The organism is Vibrio sp. YT-16, from assembly GCF_033337405.1.
In the GTDB taxonomy this organism is placed as follows: Bacteria; Pseudomonadota; Gammaproteobacteria; order Enterobacterales; family Vibrionaceae; genus Vibrio; species Vibrio alginolyticus.
In genome coordinates, this window is the sequence record NZ_JAWOQQ010000023.1 from 23,325 (window position 1) to 42,605 (window position 19,281).

Annotated in this window: 15 protein-coding genes; 6 read left to right on the forward strand and 9 right to left on the reverse strand. The window is 46.4% G+C overall.

Annotated features, from left to right (window positions below; genetic code table 11):
- Positions 1–12: 12 nt before the first annotated feature.
- From R7F07_RS22885 to pilM, 4 genes are read right to left on the reverse strand one after another with little or no spacing between them, the layout of a single operon-like run.
- A complete protein-coding gene (locus R7F07_RS22885) occupies positions 13–528 on the reverse strand; it encodes a pilus assembly protein PilP (protein WP_005381321.1) in 516 nt (171 codons plus the stop codon).
- Positions 518–1,111 carry a type 4a pilus biogenesis protein PilO gene (locus R7F07_RS22890; protein WP_005381322.1) on the reverse strand — a complete coding sequence of 198 codons (594 nt, stop codon included), beginning with the start codon at positions 1,109–1,111 and terminating at the stop codon, positions 518–520. Before R7F07_RS22890 ends, R7F07_RS22885 begins: the two co-directional genes overlap by 11 nt.
- Positions 1,104–1,679 carry a PilN domain-containing protein gene (locus R7F07_RS22895; protein ID WP_017821732.1) on the reverse strand — a complete coding sequence of 192 codons (576 nt, stop codon included), beginning with the start codon at positions 1,677–1,679 and terminating at the stop codon, positions 1,104–1,106. The genes R7F07_RS22890 and R7F07_RS22895 overlap by 8 nt, the downstream gene beginning before the upstream one ends.
- Positions 1,663–2,679, reverse strand: coding sequence for a type IV pilus biogenesis protein PilM (gene pilM / locus R7F07_RS22900; RefSeq protein WP_005382774.1), 1,017 nt, complete (start codon positions 2,677–2,679; stop codon positions 1,663–1,665). The genes R7F07_RS22895 and pilM overlap by 17 nt, the downstream gene beginning before the upstream one ends.
- A 144-nt stretch (positions 2,680–2,823) precedes the next feature.
- On the opposite strand from pilM, the gene R7F07_RS22905 reads away from it, so the two are divergent.
- Positions 2,824–5,385, forward strand: a complete 2,562-nt coding sequence (locus R7F07_RS22905) for a penicillin-binding protein 1A (protein ID WP_025768081.1) — start codon at positions 2,824–2,826, stop codon at positions 5,383–5,385.
- A gap of 53 nt (positions 5,386–5,438) precedes the next feature.
- Here the strand turns inward: R7F07_RS22905 and oxyR are convergent, their stop codons facing one another.
- The gene (gene oxyR, locus R7F07_RS22910; protein WP_005381326.1) at positions 5,439–6,350 is read right to left on the reverse strand and encodes a DNA-binding transcriptional regulator OxyR; all 912 of its coding nucleotides are present in this window, start codon (positions 6,348–6,350) and stop codon (positions 5,439–5,441) included.
- Positions 6,351–6,519: 169 nt separating this feature from the next.
- Between oxyR and R7F07_RS22915 the strand changes: the two genes are divergently transcribed.
- From R7F07_RS22915 to R7F07_RS22925, 3 genes are all read left to right on the forward strand, one after another.
- Positions 6,520–7,248, forward strand: a complete 729-nt coding sequence (locus R7F07_RS22915) for a redoxin family protein (RefSeq protein WP_005382781.1) — start codon at positions 6,520–6,522, stop codon at positions 7,246–7,248.
- A gap of 191 nt (positions 7,249–7,439) precedes the next feature.
- Entirely contained in the window at positions 7,440–8,912 is a 1,473-nt protein-coding gene (locus R7F07_RS22920) for a dihydrolipoyl dehydrogenase (RefSeq protein ID WP_171343377.1), read from the forward strand.
- 371 nt (positions 8,913–9,283) lie between these two features.
- On the forward strand, positions 9,284–9,565 hold the full coding sequence (locus tag R7F07_RS22925) for a DUF3624 domain-containing protein (protein ID WP_025768083.1): 282 nt from the start codon (positions 9,284–9,286) through the stop codon (positions 9,563–9,565).
- Between the two features lie 194 nt (positions 9,566–9,759).
- Here R7F07_RS22925 and argH read toward each other — a convergent pair whose 3' ends face one another.
- From argH to argC, 4 genes are all read right to left on the reverse strand, one after another.
- Entirely contained in the window at positions 9,760–11,634 is a 1,875-nt protein-coding gene (argH, locus tag R7F07_RS22930) for an argininosuccinate lyase (protein WP_005381331.1), read from the reverse strand.
- Positions 11,635–11,876: 242 nt separating this feature from the next.
- Entirely contained in the window at positions 11,877–13,091 is a 1,215-nt protein-coding gene (locus R7F07_RS22935; protein ID WP_005381332.1) for an argininosuccinate synthase, read from the reverse strand.
- An 84-nt stretch (positions 13,092–13,175) separates the two neighbouring features.
- Positions 13,176–13,967, reverse strand: coding sequence for an acetylglutamate kinase (gene argB / locus R7F07_RS22940; RefSeq protein WP_149191987.1), 792 nt, complete (start codon positions 13,965–13,967; stop codon positions 13,176–13,178).
- A gap of 21 nt (positions 13,968–13,988) precedes the next feature.
- On the reverse strand, positions 13,989–14,993 hold the full coding sequence (argC, locus tag R7F07_RS22945) for an N-acetyl-gamma-glutamyl-phosphate reductase (RefSeq protein ID WP_017633525.1): 1,005 nt from the start codon (positions 14,991–14,993) through the stop codon (positions 13,989–13,991).
- Between the two features lie 144 nt (positions 14,994–15,137).
- Here argC and argE point away from each other — a divergent pair, with 144 nt between their 5' ends.
- Positions 15,138–16,274, forward strand: a complete 1,137-nt coding sequence (gene argE, locus R7F07_RS22950; RefSeq protein WP_171343378.1) for an acetylornithine deacetylase — start codon at positions 15,138–15,140, stop codon at positions 16,272–16,274.
- Positions 16,275–16,546: 272 nt separating this feature from the next.
- Positions 16,547–19,180, forward strand: coding sequence for a phosphoenolpyruvate carboxylase (gene ppc, locus R7F07_RS22955; protein WP_005381336.1), 2,634 nt, complete (start codon positions 16,547–16,549; stop codon positions 19,178–19,180).
- Positions 19,181–19,281: the final 101 nt, after the last annotated feature.

Sequence of the window (19,281 nt, forward strand, 5' to 3'; positions counted from 1 at the left end):
AAATAAATGGGGCTATCTCAAAGCCAACTTAACTTTACGTTTTTGCCAACATCCTAAGCCGTCGGGCAACGTTTCATTAATCAACAAATAGGAGTGGCTGACATGGGTCACTTTGCCATTATTGCGTCCAAGGTATTGACCCGGCTTAACTTTATAGACGGTGCCATTGGGAGCCTGAACGAGGCCAGAAACCGTGTTATCCATGCCCATGACCCCTTTCAAACGTAATTGGCTTAATGGGAATCTTTCTAATTTTCCAGTTCGCCTTCTTGAGGGCGGTTGCCAACAATCTTTTCTTGCAACTGGCTGAGTCGCGATGGTGGCTTCTTTGGGTAATTCAAAGGGTGCACGCTGTACTTCCGGTGCGTACGTGACTGCAACATACTTGTCTACGGGCTTAAGCTTCTCGACCTCTCGACGCGCCTGTGTTTCCACTCCTCGAATAAAATCCGTCAATGATTCATCATTCGCCTGGCAACCCATCAATAGAGAACCCATCAGTACCAGCAACAAAGACTTACTTGTCATTTTTCGTCTCCTCCGGCTTAAACTGATAGGTGTTAGCGCGCACCCGAAAGTGCAGGGTTTCGCTTTCTTGGCTGACACGTTGCCAAGTCACATCTTTAAACGTGATGATTCGAGGTAGCGTCGCTATCGCCTGAGAAAAATGGCCGATGTCATGAAAGTCGCCCGTTAACTCTATGTTTAAAGGGAGACGATAAAGGAAGTGCTCTGATTGTTTTTCGCCCCAGTCGATTCGGGTGAAAGTCAGCTTATTGTCGATGCCAAGTTCATTCACTGAAGCGAGCATTGTAGCCAGCTCTTTTTGCGCAGGCAGTTGCTGCAGTAATAACTCGTAACGGGTGGTAAGTTCATCCAATTGAGATTGAAGCTGAGGCAACGCTGCCACTTTGTTCGCTTTGATCTTCAATGCCACCTTGAGTGTCTGCTCCTGCTGGATCAAGTGATTCAACTGTTCGTCTTTCGGTTTAAGGTAAAACCAATAACCTAAGCCTTGAATCACCATGATCAGAAGCGCGATTACTACAATCTGGGGCAACAATGGCCACTCGGCCATTTCATCTATTTCGAGATCCTGCCAATCAACCACGTTGAGCCTCCAATTTCTTCTCCGTTACTTTGAACATGAAAGACACTTTGAATGTTTGAAACTCTTTCCCAAAACGGGCTTTGCCGTGAACGATGGAATGCATTTCTACGTCGTTCAACTTGGCCGAGCGCTCCATGTTGTCCAGCATCGTGGCAAGTTTTGGAGTGCTATCAGAGATCCCAGAGATCTCAATTTCCAGATCATTCATTTTGATCTTGTCGACATATACACCTTCAGGGATAACGGCAGGCATTAAGTTCATGAACTCGGTCGTTTTGTTTCGTCCGTTTTGTAAACCTTCAACGACCTTTAGACGTTCGAGGATTTTGCTGTGCTCTTGCTCTGCAATTTTCATTGCTTCAATACGCTGGTCGAGTTCGGCAATGTAGTGAGTGAGGTAATCGAGCCGCTCCTGTTGTTGATCTTGTTGGTACTCAAAAAACTTTCCAATACCCCACTGGATGCCAACAGCGACCAACATGCCTAATGCGACCAAACTGATGAAACGACGTCGGTGCTCTTCTCTTTGACTCTCTCGCCAAGGAAGTAAATTAATGCGATAAAGCACGGGCGCCTCCTAGCCAATGAATGCCACGAACGGCCAGTCCGGCTGCTGTTGAGAAATGCTGCCAATCCACAGCACGACGCTTACGCTTAGACACCTTCATCTCAAATAGCCCTAGCGGATTTAACAATTCACACTCTAACGACAATTGTTGAGACAACTCCTCTGCGAGCATGGGAGTGGAGGCCCCTTCCCCTGATAACCAGATACCCTTGATGTTTTGTGAGCCATTGATTGAGGTATAGAGCTGCATCTGGCGCTTTACTCGCTCTACGATTTGACGGTTAAACAGCTCTGTTTTCTCCTGAGCATCATCGGACAGAAAATCGACTGGAGAAGCGCTGTTTACTCCGCGTGTGCCGTAAGCAAACTCTTTGTGAAACAGTTCACCTTGTTCGGTAAACATAGTGAAGGAGCTCGATAAGGTGCCAATATCGAGTAAGCAGTATTTGTTTTTGTCAGGAAAGCGATCGGCGGTGAGCTTCCAGATATGACCAAGGCTTTGCGAATGCACGTCCACTAAAACAGGTTTTAGTCCGGACTTTTGTAATGCATCGACTCGGCCTTCTACCACATCTTTTCTTGTCGCAAACACTTGATAGCTATCACTGCCACTCTGCCCGCCCTCAGCGCGAAGACGAACGAAGTCTAAACTCAGCTCTTCGACAGGGAATGGCGATTGATGAGAAAAGGCTTGTATCACTGCAAACTCAACTTCACTCTCTTCAAGATTTTGTTCTATTTGCAGTTTCTTGCTAATTACCGAGTTATCAGGAACTGAAATCGCAACTTTTTTAGCGCCAAAAGGCAGTTCTTTTTTTATCTGCTTGAGGGTCTTTACAATTTCTTGATGATTTATGGTGTTATTTTCAGCGACAATACCTTCCTTTAGTAATATTTCTTTGTAACCCAACAGAGCGTAATTGTTGCCTGTGGGTTTAAGTACTACGGCTTTGAGGCTGTTATGGCCTATATCGATGCCGGTAACGATTAGCTTATCCATCTCTTACTCTCGCTCCGAAATTTCTTCGTGCAAAGGTTGTTATTAGCATCCAAATAAGAGTTAATATCTCTTATGTGCTAAATTTTTGACCTAAGAGTACAAGGGTTTGCCGTTACACAGCCTCAACCAATCAGGGATTCTCCGGTGAAGTTCATAAAGCGTTTATTATTTTTAACATTGATTTGCATAATTCTTGGAGTCACCACAATATTTGGCTTCTATCAGTACGTGAAGCCTGAATTGCCAGATGTTGCAACTCTAAAAGACGTTGAATTACAAACACCTATGAAGGTGTTTAGTCAAGACGGGAAGCTGATCGCACAGTTCGGTGAAAAGCGTCGTATTCCTGTTACTTATGACGAAATTCCTCAAGACTTAATTCACGCGCTCATCGCAACCGAAGATAGCCGTTTCTACGAGCATCCCGGTATCGACCCTATCGGCATCACTCGTGCAGCTGTTGTTGTTGCGGTTTCAGGCTCGGCTAAACAGGGTGCAAGTACGATTACGCAACAGCTAGCTCGTAACTTCTTCTTATCTAATGAGAAGAAGATCATGCGTAAGATTAAAGAGATTTTTATTGCTATCCATATTGAGCAGCTTTTAAGTAAGCAAGAAATCATGGAGCTTTATGTCAATAAAATCTTCCTTGGTTACCGCTCATATGGCTTTGGTGCTGCCGCTCAAGTGTATTTTGGTAAGAGCCTTGATGAATTGACGTTAAGTGAGATTGCAACACTCGCTGGTATGCCAAAAGCGCCATCAACCATGAACCCAATTTACTCTCTTGAGCGCGCAACAAAACGCCGTAACGTTGTATTAATGCGAATGCTTGATGAGAAATACATTACACAAGAGCAGTATGACGAAGCACGCAATGAACCTATCGTGGCGCGTTATCATAGCGCTGAGATTGAGCTTTCCGCACCTTACGTAGCAGAGTTGGCTCGTGCATGGGCAGTAAAAGAGTACGGTGAAGAAGAAGCTTACACCTCTGGCTTGAATATCTACATGACTGTGGATTCTAAACTGCAAGATGCTGCGAATACGTCTGCGGTAAATAACCTCTTGTCATACGATGAACGTCACGGCTACCGTGGTGCAGAAAGTGTGCTTTGGAAAGAAGGGGAAGCGGCCTGGGGCAATGAGCAAATAGAAAAGCACCTGAAGAAACAGCCAACTTATGGTGACCTTTACCCTGCGGTTGTGACGAAAGTCGATGATAAGACGGCGCAAGTATGGGTTAAGAACCATGAAGAGCAAACCATCCCTTGGACTGGAATGCACTGGGCGCGTAAGTACATTACTGATAACCGCCAAGGCTCAACACCAAAGTCAGCGCATGATGTGCTAGCGACAGGTCAACAAGTTTGGGTTCGCGAAGTAAGTGAAACCGATGAAGATGACAACACAACACTGAGCTGGAAACTGAGCCAAGTGCCGACAGCAAACACCGCGTTTGTTGCGATGAACCCAGAAAATGGCGCGATATTGTCGCTGGTTGGTGGTTTCAACTTTGTTCACAGCAAGTTTAACCGTGCAACCATGTCAGTGCGTCAGGTTGGTTCAAGTATCAAGCCTTTCATCTACTCGGCAGCAATTGACAAAGGGCTGACTCTAGCGACTTTGATTAACGATGCGCCAATTAACAAGTGGGATGCAGGTTCTGGTTCAGCTTGGCGACCAAAAAACTCACCACCAACTTATGGTGGCCCAACGCGTCTTCGCCTCGGCTTAGCTCAATCAAAAAACGTCATGGCAGTGCGTACACTCCGTGAAGTTGGCCTCGAGGAGACACGTCAGTACCTTACTCGTTTCGGTTTTGATATTAACCAAGTACCACGCTCTGAGACCATCGCACTCGGAGCTGGCAGCTTAACACCAATGAAAGTGGCACAAGGTTACTCTGTGTTTGCAAACGGTGGTTATTACGTTGAACCATTCTATGTAGAACGCGTGGAAGATGCATTCGGTGAAGTACTGTTTAAAGCCAATCCAAAGAGTGTTTGTCATAAGGATTGTCCGCAAATGAGCGAGCAGCCAGAAAATCGCTACGCTGATGAATTTGGCGAACAAGACGTCGCGATTGATGGCCTAGCAACAGACAATGCCCTTGAAAATGATGAACCTCAATATGCACCGCAAGTTATCTCCGAACAGAATGCATTCTTAATGCGTGAGATGATGTACAGCAACATTTGGGGTGGCGGTAACTGGCGTGAAGGCACAGGTTGGAATGGTACAGGCTGGCGCGCGCAAAAACTTGGTCGTCGTGATATCGGGGGTAAAACGGGTACAACGAATGATTCCAAGGATGCTTGGTACAATGGCTATGGACCTGGTGTCGTTGCGATAGCTTGGGTTGGCTTTGATGATCACTCACGTGCACTTGGCCGCACCACTGTTAACAGCAACCTAGGGCAAGGCCAAATTTCTGGTGCCGAGTCGGGTGCGAAAACCGCAGAGCCTGCTTGGATTGACTTCATGCGTGTTGCGCTAGAAGGGACGCCGGAGCAAGGTAAAAATATTCCAGAGGATATTATTCGAGTTCGTATTGATCGCAACAGCGGTATGCTAACGCATAAGGTAGATAGCACATCAATGTTCGAATACTTTGAAAAAGGCACGGAGCCTACCGAATACGCTGGCGACCGTTTAGAAGATAGTATTTACTCTTCAGGCTCTGGCGCAGAAGAACTGTTCTAAATCACAAAAGCACAAGGGAGAGCATCAAGCTCTCCCTTTTTTATGTCTGCTTCTTATGCTGCAGCATTCAATGATGGATAAGAAGCCAACACCTCTTTAATCTTCGCTGCTAAAGCTTCAAACCTAGCTCGTAATGGTGAGCCCGGACGATATACGAGAACGATATTACGCGAGGGTGTTGGGTTAACAGCTGGTACGTAGCATACGCCATCTTTTTGCTTCTCATTAGGGATAGAAAGCTGAGGCAATAACGTAATCCCCGCACCGGCAGCAACCATATTGCGTAACGTCTCCAAGCTGGTGGCTTTAAAACGCTCATCGTCTTTTGCACCAGCGGCAAAACAAAAACCTAACGCTTGATCTCGCAGACAGTGGCCGTCTCCCAACGCTAAAACGGTTTTACCATTCAGCTCCAACATATCAACATGGTCGAGAGAGGCCCACTCGTGGTCACATGGCACTGCGACACTTAATGGCTCTTGATACACTTCGATCTCTTTAAATGGCGCAGTTTCATCAACCGAAGCTAAAACTAAGCAATCTAGTTTGCCTTCTTCCAATTGACGCACTAATTGATGTGTTTGAGCTTCGTGCAGAAATAGCTCCAGCTCAGGAAATGCTTCTTTTATCTGCGGCAGAATTTTGGGTAGTAGATAAGGCCCAACCGTCGGGATGAAACCAATATGCATCGGTCCAGTCATGGCTCCGCTTTGACCGCTTGCCATATCTCTGAAGGTTTTCACTTCACTTAAGATGCGCTTAGCCTGCTCCACCAGCTGTAACCCTGAATCGGTAAACAAAACACGTCGGCTGCTTCGCTCTAAAAGCGTGGTCCCGAGTTCGTCCTCTAGTTTACGAATTTGCCCACTCAATGTTGGCTGGCTAACAAAACATGCCTCTGCCGCTTTGCGAAAGTGCTTATGTTCCGCAAGTGCAACTAAGTACTCAAAATCTCGAATATTCATACTTCACGCTTCGCTTCTTTAACAATAGCTAATACCTATCAAAACCATAACACCAAACGATTAGAGCTATCAAAGGATTTTTACAATAATGGGCTCAACAAAACGAAACAGAGCGACGAAAAACGCTAAGCTCTATACGCATAATTTAAAATAGTTAAAGGAAATCATTATGTTTGTATCTAAAGAAGGTCAACAAGTCCCTCAAGTTACTTTTCCAGTTCGTCAAGGTGACTCTTGGGTGAATGTAACGACCGATGAGCTATTTAAAGGTAAGACCGTTATCGTATTTAGCTTACCGGGTGCATTTACTCCAACCTGTTCATCAAGCCATCTACCTCGTTACAACGAATTGTTCCCTGTATTTAAAGAGCACGGAGTGGATGAGATTATTTGTGTCTCGGTCAATGATACGTTCGTGATGAATGCATGGAAACAAGACCAAGAAGCAGAAAACATTACCTTCATCCCGGATGGTAATGGTGAATTCACCGATGGCATGGGTATGTTAGTGGATAAAAACGACATCGGCTTTGGCAAACGTTCATGGCGTTACAGCATGCTAGTAAAAGATGGCGTAGTGGAAAAAATGTTCATTGAGCCAAACGAACCAGGCGACCCATTCAAGGTGTCAGACGCAGATACGATGCTGAACTACATAGCGCCTGACTACAAAACGCAAGAATCCATCACGGTGTTCACTAAACCAGGCTGCCCTTTCTGTATGAAAGCGAAACAAAATCTGATTGACCACGGTCTTCAATATGAAGAAGTGATTCTGGGTAAAGACGCAACAACAGTTAGTCTACGAGCTATATCTGGTCGCACGACTGTTCCACAAGTCTTTATCGGTGGCAAGCATATCGGCGGTAGCGAAGAGCTAGAAGCGTATCTAGGCTAAGCTGTCCATAGCCTACACCCTCGGTCTCCGGTGCCTTTTGGCTCGGAGGCCAACCCTAAACCACTTCTTCTACTAGTCTAGATAAGTAGTCATCTGCCAATAAGGTGACTACTTATCCAGATTCAACTATCCAATTCACTCTCCAAGCTCAATGTAGCTAGCTTGGCTTAAAACAAAAGCGAGAGTTCACGATGAAACAAGTTAATGTCGACGTAGCGATTATTGGTGGCGGGACGGCTGGTCTTGGTGCTTATCGAGCAGCAAAAGCTCATACCAACAGCGTGGTAATCATTGAGGGCGGTCCCTACGGAACAACCTGTGCTCGTGTCGGATGCATGCCGTCTAAGCTGTTAATTGCGGCAGCAGAAAGTGTTCATCAAATCGAAAAAGCACCTGGATTTGGGATACACCCGCAAGGTGAAGTACGAATTAACGGACGAGAAGTTATGGATCGTGTAAAGCGCGAACGCGATCGTTTTGTTGGCTTTGTGCTTGAAAGTGTCGATGATATTCCCGCTGAAGACAAACTATCGGGCTACGCGAAGTTTGCCGATGACCACACTCTCATCATAGATGATCATACTCAGGTCACCGCACAGCGCATTGTTATTGCGACAGGATCTCGTCCAGCATATCCGGCAGCTTGGAATGAACTGGGTGATCGCCTAGTGATTAACGATGATGTATTTGACTGGGATGACTTACCAGAGTCCGTTGCAGTATTTGGCCCAGGAGTCATCGGCCTTGAATTGGGTCAGGCTTTACACCGCCTAGGAGTAAACGTGAAGCTCTTTGGCCTTGGAGGACAAGTGGGCCCACTGACAGACCCAGAGGTGATGGCGTATGCAGATAAAGCCTTTAAGGAAGAGTTCTACCTAGATGCAGATGTAAAAGTCGAAAGCATGAAACGCATTGCTTCGTCAGACAATGACGGCGAAGACAAGGTCGAAATCCAATTCATCAACCATGATGGTGAATTAGAAACTTTCGTTGTCGATTACGTATTGGCCGCAACGGGTCGTCGTCCAAACGTCGATAAGCTGGCGATCGAGAACACCAATGTGGCTCTCGATGAACGTGGCGTACCAACGGCGGATCACTACACATTGCAAACTTCGGTAGAGAGCATCTTCATCGCAGGTGATGCAAGTAACCAAATTCCACTGCTGCACGAAGCCGCTGACCAAGGCCGTATTGCTGGAGACAACGCAGGCCGTTTCCCAGATATTCGTGCGGGTCTGCGTCGCTCACCAATTTCAGCCGTGTTCTCCGACCCTCAAATTGCTATGGTTGGCGAAACATATAAACAACTAGAAACACGTCTAGGCACATGTGGATGTTTCGCAACCGGTGAAGTCTCGTTTGAAAATCAAGGACGTTCGCGCGTCATGCTTCGTAATAAAGGCATTCTGCATGTCTACGGAGAGCAAGGCACTGGACGTTTTTTAGGTGCAGAAATGGTGGCCCCGAATGCAGAGCATCTTGCGCACCTTTTAGCGTGGGCGCACCAAAATAGGATGACGATTTCTGAGATGTTAGATATGCCCTTCTATCACCCAGTGATTGAAGAAGGCGTCCGCACCGCTCTACGTGATTTGAATGCAAAACTACACTTAGGGCCAGAAATGGTGAAACATTGTCTTGACTGCGGCCCTGGCTGCTAACGCTTTCAGGCTTCTATCTAAATATAAGCAAAGCCTCGTCATCAACGAGGCTTTGCTTTACTACTTTGGCGCAATGAAATCTCTCTTACGCTGCCATCATTGCATAGCGGCTGACCATACAAATCGCGACAACACCGATCATAAAGAACCCACCAGCGATACTCAGCGCAAGTTTCAACTCTGTCGACATCATTATATTTCCTGTTAAAGACTGACAGCGCACCATACATCAATTACGTGCCACAAAGCTTTTACAAAGCTAACTTTCCATTTTTGGTTGTGTCATGGCGATCTAAGCCCGTGTAAGAAACGCTTTCCACCATTTAGTTAGATATATAATCTGAAGCAACACTAATGGTTTGGAAAACACTATGACTTGTCGCCGCTGCGAGGAACATTGGTTTTGGAAAAAACTTGGACGTTGCCAACGATGCTTGGATCAATTGACGGTGCTTTCTGTACTGTGTTGGATTGTGTGGTGGTTTACGCTCAAAGATGATCCACAAAGCATCGAGTCGATCGCTTTGATCTTTGCCGGCTTCGCTTTCAACGTTTTGTTGTTTCTACACTTATGGATGCGTTTTGTCATCTTGCCTTGGCAGCGTCGAAAGGGACAAAAAAAGGCGAATAAAAAAGAGAAAAGTGACAGATAGAAAAAAGCCCCAAAACCAATGTCAGTTCTGGGGCTCTCTTAGATTCTTCTAAGAAAAAGCAGTGGTACTTTAATAGACCGGGCTTCCTCTCAAAGGTTCCAAATTTTTTCGATTTTTTTAGCGAATACTGATGTAAGTAAACAGGAAAATGACTATGTCATTGAATGCTAATAAAATCACTCCACAACTTCAGTTCATGCCACATGCGTTTTTTGGATCACTTGCTCCATTAAATTGATCTCAAGCGCTACCTCATCACATGCATGTTGACGTGGGCACTGATCGCAATCTTTCAGAACTTTCTCCGGCAGTAATGACTTCGATGTCGGTAAAAAGCTTTGCTTCATAAAGAACTCAGGCGTTCGCGTTAGAACAAAGACTTTCTTGATCGCCATCTGGCGCGCTTTCTCAACCAAATAGTTCACAATCGCACTGCCCTGCCCTTGGCCTTGCCAGCCCGCTTCGATACCAAGAGAGCGTATTTCAGCCAACCCTGAGTCATACACATATAGAGAAGCGCAACCCGTCACTTCACCATGATGCTCAGCCACCGCGAAAGAGCCAATATCTCTCACGAGCTCATTACGAGAGCGCGGAAGATTCTCACCAAGGTTCGCCCAGTAAGCAACCATACCTTCCAATGTTTCAATGTCCGTCAAACGTGCAGGACGCACTTTCACCGCAGAGCTATCACGTTGGCTCAGGCGCTTATCCGCTTGTTCTACCGCGTAAGCGACCTGGTGAGGCGAAACACCACCCAAAGCACAACGCTTTTCCAAACACGAATCGATAGTCAGGATGTCATACACATCCGCTTCAATGACCTCTGAGAAGGCTTTTAACTCTTCGATAGACAGTTCTTCTAGCGCACAACCTTTAGCAATAGCACCAACGACCGCGACACCGACGATGTGGTGAGCTTCACGGAATGGGATGCCTTTCGCCACTAAGTAATCAGCTAACTCCGTCGAGTTTGCGTAACCTTGTTTCGCCGCTTCTAGTGTGCGCTCGCCATTCACTTTAATACCGTCAAAACACAGAGCTGCCATTTCCATGCAGTCGTTCCATGTATCTAAAGCGTCAAACAACCCTTCTTTATCTTCCTGCATGTCTTTGTTGTACGCCAATGGCAAGGCTTTAACTGTCATCATCATGCTCGATAATGCGCCATAGACACGCCCTGTCTTACCACGGATCAACTCAAGTGCATCTGGGTTTTTCTTCTGTGGCATTAATGACGAACCAGATGTCACCGTATCCGCTAACTCAATGAAGTTTGACTCGCCTGAATTGTAGAAGATCATATCTTCGGCGAGACGAGAAAGGTGCAGCATAGAAATCGAAGCCACCGACATCAGCTCCATCACATGATCACGATCTGAAACCGAATCGAGTGAATTACGCGTAGCACGGTGGAAACCGAGATTATGTGCTAATTGTTCGCGATCAATCGGATAAGCCGTTCCCGCTAACGCACCCGAGCCAAGTGGACAAGTATCGAGACGCTGTAAGGCATCATTCAGACGAGAGTAGTCACGCTCGAACATTTCAACATAAGCCAAGCACCAGTGAGCAAAGGTTACAGGTTGAGCACGCTGAAGATGAGTATAGCCTGGCAATACGGTGCCTTGGTGCTGTTTAGCAACATGGACCATTTGTGCTTGTAGGCGATCTAAAGCAATCAATAATTGCTGACCTTGCTGACGACACCAAAGTTTCAAGTCTGTGGCGACTTGGTCATTACGAGAACGCCCAGTGTGGAGTTTTTTACCTAAATCTCCCACTTTACTGATTAGCTGCTGTTCAACCCAAGAGTGGATATCTTCTGCATCAGAGCGAAGAATTTGGTGAGGGTCTTCCATCACTTCTAACTTCAGCTCATTTAAAGCAAGTTCCAGTTTTTGCTGTTCTTCTGCCGATAGCACATCAACAGAAAGCAGAGCTTTAGACCATGCGATTGAGCCTACGATGTCTTGCTCAGCCAATCGGTAGTCAAAACGCAACGAATCATTGAACTCTTTAAATCTGGTGTCTGCCGCTTGGGTAAATCTTCCGCCCCATAATGCCATTGCGTCTCTCCTGATGACTATTGCTTACTCTAACGTTCTCGAATGAGTAGTAACCAATTTGATGGTCATTTGCTCACTTTTTCTTATGGGTCAACGTTACGGCAATTTCGATAAAAAATAAAGTATAAATTCAATATTTTTACATATATATTCAAGTCAAATTTAGGTACCCGCTTTTAGAAACCAAAAGACCCGCCTATAAATGGCGGGTCTTTATTCAATCCAAGATGGATGTTAAGGGATTATTTCTTCTGGCTGTTCAATGCACGAATACGGCTTGATAGCGAGTAAAGACGGATGAACCCACCTGCATGGCTTTGGTCGTAAACTTCATCTTCACCAAAAGTCGCGAACTCTTCTGAATACAAGCTGTTGTCAGAACGTTTTTGCGTGACTGTCGCTTGACCTTTGTAAAGCTTAACAACCACTTCACCGTTAACGTCTTGCGCTAGCTCTTCTGAAGCAGCAAGGATCGATTTACATAGTGGCGTAAACCAACGGCCATCGTATACAAGGTGAGACGCTTTTAGACCTAGCTCCTCACGGAATTCGAATGATGATTTGTCTAGCACAAGCTGCTCTACAGCGCGCAGCGCTTCCATCATGATGGTGCCTCCCGGTGTTTCATAGCAACCACGAGACTTCATTCCAACAAGACGGTTTTCCACGATATCGATACGGCCAACACCGTGCTTAGCGCCCTTCTCGTTTAGGTAAACCAGTGCGTTGTATGGTGTCATTACTTCACCATCAACTTCGACCACTTCACCTTTTTCTACTTTCAGCGTGACGTATTCCGCTTCATTTGGCGCTTGCTCTGGGTCGACAGTCCACACCCAGCAGTCTTCGTTTGGTGCGTTCCACGTATCTTCTAAAACGCCGCCTTCCGTCGAAATGTGCCATGCGTTTGCATCACGTGAATAGATCTTAGTAAGAGACGCAGAGCAAGGAATATTACGCTCAGCTAGGTAATCCAAACACTCTTCACGGCTCACTAGGTCCCACTCACGCCAAGGTGCAATCACTTGTAAGTCCGGTGCTAGTGCTGCGAATGCGCCTTCAAAACGTACTTGGTCGTTACCTTTACCTGTACAGCCATGACACAGAGCGTCCGCGCCCACTTTACGTGCCACTTCAACCTGCGCTTTGGCAATGATTGGACGCGCCATTGATGTACCTAGCAGGTACTTACCTTCGTAGTACGCGCCGGTTTTTAGCGTTGGGTAAATGTAGTCTGCGACCATTTCTTCTTTCAGGTCAGCGATGTAGCATTCAGAAGCACCGGAGGCTTTTGCTTTCGCTTCAATGCCTTCTAGCTCTTCGGCACCTTGACCAACATCGGCAACGAAAGCCACTACTTCACAGTCGTAGTTCTCTTTTAGCCACGGGATAATTACTGAAGTATCTAGACCGCCTGAGTATGCGACTACCACTTTATTTACGTTCACTTTGCTCATGTTTTTTCTCCAAACTTAACTGGCGCTGCGCTCGGCGGTCAGTGCCAACTACGACTTCCTAATATTGAATTCTTTTGCTGATGCTTATTGAGGCAAGAATTGAGTACCAATACTTTCACCAGCGAATAACTGTGCTAATTTTTCTGGGTAACGCCAGGTCGCGACTTCAATTGGACGGCCAAGATCATTGGCGGCGTCCAAAGCGGCTTTAACTTTGACGATCATGCCATCGGTGATCACATGTCCATCGATCAACGAGTTAGCTTGCTGCTCTGACAGGGTTTTGATCAAATGGCCTTTTCCATCTAATACACCACTCACGTCTGATAACAGGACTAACTCCGCATCTAATGCGCCCGCAACCGCGACTGCTGCTTGATCAGCATTCACATTCATCATCTGGCCATCTTTGGTTAAACCAATTGAACTGATGATCGGCAGTGCACCTGTGTTTAGCACCGCTTGTAATAGTGCTGAGTCACCCGGTGATGCTTTGCCTACCGCGCCGAGTTCTGGGTCAAGTTCTTCAACAAGACACAAACCACCATCCGCAAGGCTAAGGCCCACAGCGTTAAGACCGTCCGCAATCGCTTGACCTTGAAGTAACTTATTCGCAGTGCCTGCAAGCGCGCCTGCAATCACAGGAATTTGATCGTAAGGCGTTACGCGTAAACCGTTTTTCTTAACGGTTTCAAGCTGAAGCTTTGCCATCAACTCATCAACTAGGTAGCCACCGCCATGAACGATGGCGATTTGTCGCTGTGCCGATTTTTGGTAAGCCGCAATGGCACCAAAAAGTTGGCTTAAGGTTTGAGTGCATGATAGAGCTGCACCACCTAGCTTAATGACTAAAGGAGCTTGATTGGTTTGCGTCATCGCATTTCCCTCTTTCAACGACTACAGCAACGCTGTCAGTTCTGGGTAACCGTAATGAATATTGAGACATTGCATCGCTTGACTCGATGCACCTTTAAGTAGGTTGTCGATAGCTGAAATCACAATGATGTGTTCGCCTTGTACCTTCCAGCCGATATCACAGAAAGGGGTATTTTCGACATCCTGAATACGTGGAATACCGTCGCCTTTAAGACGCACCGCAGGCTTGCCTTGATAAGCTTGTTCAAACGCCTGTGCCACTTGTGCTTCTGTCACACCTTGCGCAAGCTTCATGGTGATAGTGGCAAGAATGCCGCGTTTAAAGTTGCCGAGGTGCGGAGTAAAAATCACATCGCAACCCAAGTGCTGAGCAATCTCTGGCTGGTGACGATGGTTAAATACACCATAGGGTTGCAAGCTCACTTCACAGAAGCTGTTAACCATGGAGGCTTTACGCCCTGCACCTGATACACCACTGGTTGCGTTGATCACTGGCCATTGGTTGGTATCGAGCAACGCATGTTCTAATAAAGGTTTGATTGCAAGCTGTGAAGCGGTTGGGTAGCAACCTGCTACTGCAATCAAAGGAGTGGTTTTTATTGATTCTTGGTTCCACTCAGCTAAGCCGTATGCTGCTTTATCTAGCCAGTTGTTATGTTGATGTGCGAAGCCATAAAAAGTGTCGTAAAAGCCTTCACTTTTCACACGGAATGCACCCGATAAATCGAATACCTGACAGCCTGCCTCCAAGAAAGTTGGGGCTAAATCATGGCTGACTTCGTGAGCCGTTGCCAAAAACACCACGTCCGATTCTTGAGCGATTTGCAGTGGATCCGTTAGTGGTAAAACTGGCATATCAATGATGCCCGCTAGCTTACCGTGCAGCTGCGCGATGCTCTTTCCCGCATCAACACTGTTGGCGGAAACGTATAAACCTGATAGCGTGAGTTGTGGGTGTTTATTAACCATTAACGCTAACTCTGCGCCGGTGTAACCGCTGGCTCCAATAATCGTGGTTTTTAGCATTGTGTGACATCCATATACTTAAAGGCTCAAATGACTATTCATATTTAATTTTTGCTTTATTTTGATTTTTTATTCATTAAATATGATTTAATATGTTTTTTACATTTTTGTGGTCTGTCTGTCAACAGGAGATTTGAAGAATCCATGCAATTACCAACTTTTCTAGAGGTCTATGAAGGACTCGTCAGCACCTCTTCTATCAGCTCCACGGATCCGAGCTGGGATCAGGGCAATGCAAAAGTCATCGAAAAACTCGCATCTTGGTTTAAAGATCTGGGTTTTAGCGTTGAAGTGATCGAAGTCGAGCCAGGCAAGCACAATATGATCGCACGTATGGGAGAGGGAGAAGGTGGCCTTTTACTTGCTGGCCATAGTGATACCGTGCCATTCGATCAAGGGCGATGGAATTTTGATCCGCATAAACTGACGGAAAAAGACAACCGCTTCTACGGTTTAGGCACAGCAGACATGAAAGGCTTTTTCGCCTTTATTTATGAAGCAGTGAAGAAAGTCGATTGGAGCAAGCAGAGCAAACCACTTTACGTATTAGCCACTTGTGACGAAGAGACCACCATGCTGGGCGCGCGACATTTCACAGCAAACGCCCCATTTAAGCCGGATTACTGCATCATTGGTGAACCCACCAGCCTTGTACCAATTCGAGGTCATAAAGGGCATGTGGCAAATGCCATTCGCGTAACAGGCAAGTCCGGTCACTCATCGGACCCAGCGCTTGGCGTTAACGCTATTGAGATCATGCATGAAGTCATGTTCGCCATGATGCAACTGCGTGACAAATTGATTAAAGAATATCACCATCCGGGTTTTGCCATTCCAAGCCCTACCCTAAATCTTGGACACATTCACGGTGGTGACAGCGCTAACCGTATTTGTGGTTGCTGTGAGCTGCATTACGACGTGCGTCCTCTTCCCGGCATTAGCCTTGATGGTTTAGAGAACATGTTGCGCGGAGCATTAAAAGAAGTCGAAGCGAAATGGCCTGGGAGACTGGAGATTATTCCATTGCATGAGCCTATTCCGGGTTACGAATGCCAACATGACCACCCATTTATTGGTGGTGTTGAAGAGATCTGCCAAACCAGTTCAGAAACCGTGAACTACTGTACTGAAGCACCATTTCTACAGCAGTTGTGTCCAACCTTGGTGCTCGGCCCTGGGTCAATCGACCAAGCCCATCAACCGGATGAGTTTCTATCCTTCGACTTTATCGACCCCACAATTGATGTGCTTTCAAAGGCGATGGTCAAGTACTGCTGTTAATACGCGTTTAAGCTCAAAAGTCTGTGCAGCTCGATTGAGCTGCATCTTTTTATCTTCACAATTTAGCGCTAGTCTTAACACTTATTTAACTTGTTATTTTGTAATTAATTTTCACTTCTTACTCTATGGCTGCCGTAAATTTGCTCTAAATCAGGAGACAGCGGAATAATTGCAAACTTAGTCTGCTTTATTTGACTATAACTGGTGCTTTTCGCTAGATTGGAGTCTTAACAAGGACAATGGATGTAGTTTTTTTACGAGGCAGGACGACAATGAACGAGAAATACGCCGCACTCAAAAGTAATGTGCGCATGTTAGGCCACTTATTGGGTAACACCATTCGCGATGCCCATGGCGAAGAAATCTTCGAGAAAGTGGAAACCATTCGTAAATTATCCAAATCAGCTCAAGCAGGGAATCAAGCAGACAGGGACAGCTTGATCGAAGAAATCAAACATCTACCTGATGAGCAGCTAACGCCCGTTACTCGCGCGTTTAACCAATTTCTAAACCTCACCAATATCGCTGAGCAATACCACACGATTTCACGCCATTGTGAAGAGCACATTTGTGAACCAGACGCGATTAACTCGCTGTTTTCTAAACTGGTACAAAACGATGTGAGCAAACTGGACACTGCCCAAGCGGTTCGTGATCTAAATATTGAATTGGTATTGACGGCTCACCCAACAGAAATTACGCGCCGTACGATGATCAACAAACTGGTCAAGATAAACGAGTGCTTATCAAAGTTGGAGCTAAGCGATCTTTCTTCTAAAGAGCGCAGAAAAACCGAACGCCGCCTAGAGCAACTGATTGCCCAAGGCTGGCATTCAGACGTGATTCGACAACAACGCCCTACTCCGTTGGATGAAGCAAAGTGGGGCTTTGCGGTCGTTGAAAACTCGCTATGGGAAGCGGTACCGGACTTCCTACGTGAGATGAATGACCGTCTAAAATCTTACCTTGGAGAAGGTTTACCCATTGATGCTCGCCCAGTGCACTTCTCCTCTTGGATGGGCGGTGACCGTGACGGTAACCCGTTTGTTACTCACAACGTTACGCGTGAAGTCTTACTATTGTCTCGTTGGAAAGCCGCCGATCTTTATCTCAATGACATCAACGAGTTGATCAGCGAGCTGTCAATGACAGTTTCAAACGATCAAGTCCGTGAACTTGCTGGCGAAGATCAGCACGAACCATACCGTGCGATCCTGAAGCAATTACGCACTCTGCTCAATGAAACCAAAGATATTCTCGATGCTAAGATCCACGGTCAAAAGCTGGCTGTTAAAGCACCACTGCAAAAAGTCGAGCAACTTTGGGAACCGCTGTATGCCTGCTACCAGTCACTAAACGAATGTGGCATGGGTGTAATAGCCAACGGCTCACTACTGGATACACTACGCCGCGTAAAAGCATTTGGTATCCATCTTGTACGTCTTGATATCCGCCAGGAGAGCACGCGTCACTCAGACGTCTTGTCTGAACTGACTCGCTACTTAGGTATTGGTGATTACGAACAATGGAGTGAGCAAGATAAGATTGCTTTTCTAACTAACGAGCTGGCATCTAAACGTCCGCTTCTCCCTCGTGATTGGGAACCGTCTGAACCCGTCAAAGAGGTTTTGGATACCTGCAAGATTGTTGCAGCACAACCGCGTGAAGCGTTTGGCGCTTACGTTATTTCAATGGCACGTACCGCCTCTGACGTACTAGCCGTTCATCTACTGCTACAAGAAGCTGGTTGCCCTTACCGCATGGATGTGTGTCCTCTGTTCGAAACGCTAGACGATTTGAACAACGCGGAATCGGTCATCAAGCAGCTTATGGGGATTGACCTTTACCGTGGTTTTATCCAAAACCACCAGATGGTCATGATTGGTTACTCTGACTCAGCGAAAGATGCAGGTGTTATGTCTGCAGGTTGGGCTCAGTATCATGCGATGGAATCGTTAGTTAAAGTGGCTGAAGAAGAAGGCGTTGAGCTAACTCTATTCCATGGTCGTGGGGGCACAGTCGGTCGCGGTGGCGCACCTGCGCATGCTGCGCTTTTGTCGCAACCACCAAAAAGCTTGAAAGGCGGTTTACGTGTAACAGAGCAAGGCGAGATGATCCGCTTTAAACTGGGTCTCCCAGATGTCGCAGTAAACAGCTTTAACCTATACGCAAGTGCGATTCTGGAAGCCAACTTGTTACCGCCACCGGAGCCAAAACAAGAATGGCGCGACTTGATGGAAGTGCTATCAGAAGTAAGCTGTGAGTCTTACCGAAATGTGGTTCGTGGCGAGCCAGATTTCGTGCCTTACTTCCGCCAAGCAACACCAGAACTCGAACTCGGTAAGTTGCCACTTGGTTCTCGTCCTGCAAAACGCAACCCTAAGGGCGGAGTAGAAAGCTTACGTGCAATCCCGTGGATCTTCTCATGGAGTCAAAACCGTTTGGTACTTCCTGCATGGCTAGGCGCAGGTGAAGCGATTCAATACTCGATCGATAAAGGCCACCAAGCATTGCTCGAAGAGATGTGCCGCGAATGGCCGTTTTTCTCTACTCGTCTCGGCATGCTAGAGATGGTGTACTCGAAGTGTAATATTGATATCTCTCGCTACTACGATGAGCGATTGGTGGATGAGTCGCTCCGTCCACTCGGTGAAAAACTTCGTGCTCAGCTTCAAGAAGACATCAAAGCGGTACTGAATGTAGAGAACAATGAAAACTTGATGCAGCATGACCCTTGGGGACTCGAGTCGATTCGCTTACGCAATATCTACGTTGAGCCATTGAATATGCTACAGGCAGAGCTACTATACCGCACGCGTCAAACCGAAGAAGCTTCTGCAAACTTGGAAGAAGCGTTGATGGTGACGATTGCTGGTATTGCTGCTGGTATGCGCAACACAGGCTAATCGTTTCATTTTTAATAAAAAGCTGGGCAAATGCTCAGCTTTTTTTTATCACAGGATAATCGCACCAAAACAAAGGCAGTTAAATATACCACTATAGACCC

Coding starts and splice junctions, on each gene's coding strand:
- ppc (WP_005381336.1), top strand. CDS start 16,547: ATGAACGAGAAATACGCCGCACTCAAAAGTAATGTGCGCATGTTAGGC.
- argH (WP_005381331.1), bottom strand. CDS start 11,634: ATGGCATTATGGGGCGGAAGATTTACCCAAGCGGCAGACACCAGATTT.
- pilM (WP_005382774.1), bottom strand. CDS start 2,679: ATGGATAAGCTAATCGTTACCGGCATCGATATAGGCCATAACAGCCTC.
- R7F07_RS22935 (WP_005381332.1), bottom strand. CDS start 13,091: ATGAGCAAAGTGAACGTAAATAAAGTGGTAGTCGCATACTCAGGCGGT.
- R7F07_RS22885 (WP_005381321.1), bottom strand. CDS start 528: ATGACAAGTAAGTCTTTGTTGCTGGTACTGATGGGTTCTCTATTGATG.
- argC (WP_017633525.1), bottom strand. CDS start 14,993: ATGCTAAAAACCACGATTATTGGAGCCAGCGGTTACACCGGCGCAGAG.
- R7F07_RS22920 (WP_171343377.1), top strand. CDS start 7,440: ATGAAACAAGTTAATGTCGACGTAGCGATTATTGGTGGCGGGACGGCT.
- argE (WP_171343378.1), top strand. CDS start 15,138: ATGCAATTACCAACTTTTCTAGAGGTCTATGAAGGACTCGTCAGCACC.
- argB (WP_149191987.1), bottom strand. CDS start 13,967: ATGACGCAAACCAATCAAGCTCCTTTAGTCATTAAGCTAGGTGGTGCA.
- R7F07_RS22925 (WP_025768083.1), top strand. CDS start 9,284: ATGACTTGTCGCCGCTGCGAGGAACATTGGTTTTGGAAAAAACTTGGA.
- oxyR (WP_005381326.1), bottom strand. CDS start 6,350: ATGAATATTCGAGATTTTGAGTACTTAGTTGCACTTGCGGAACATAAG.
- R7F07_RS22915 (WP_005382781.1), top strand. CDS start 6,520: ATGTTTGTATCTAAAGAAGGTCAACAAGTCCCTCAAGTTACTTTTCCA.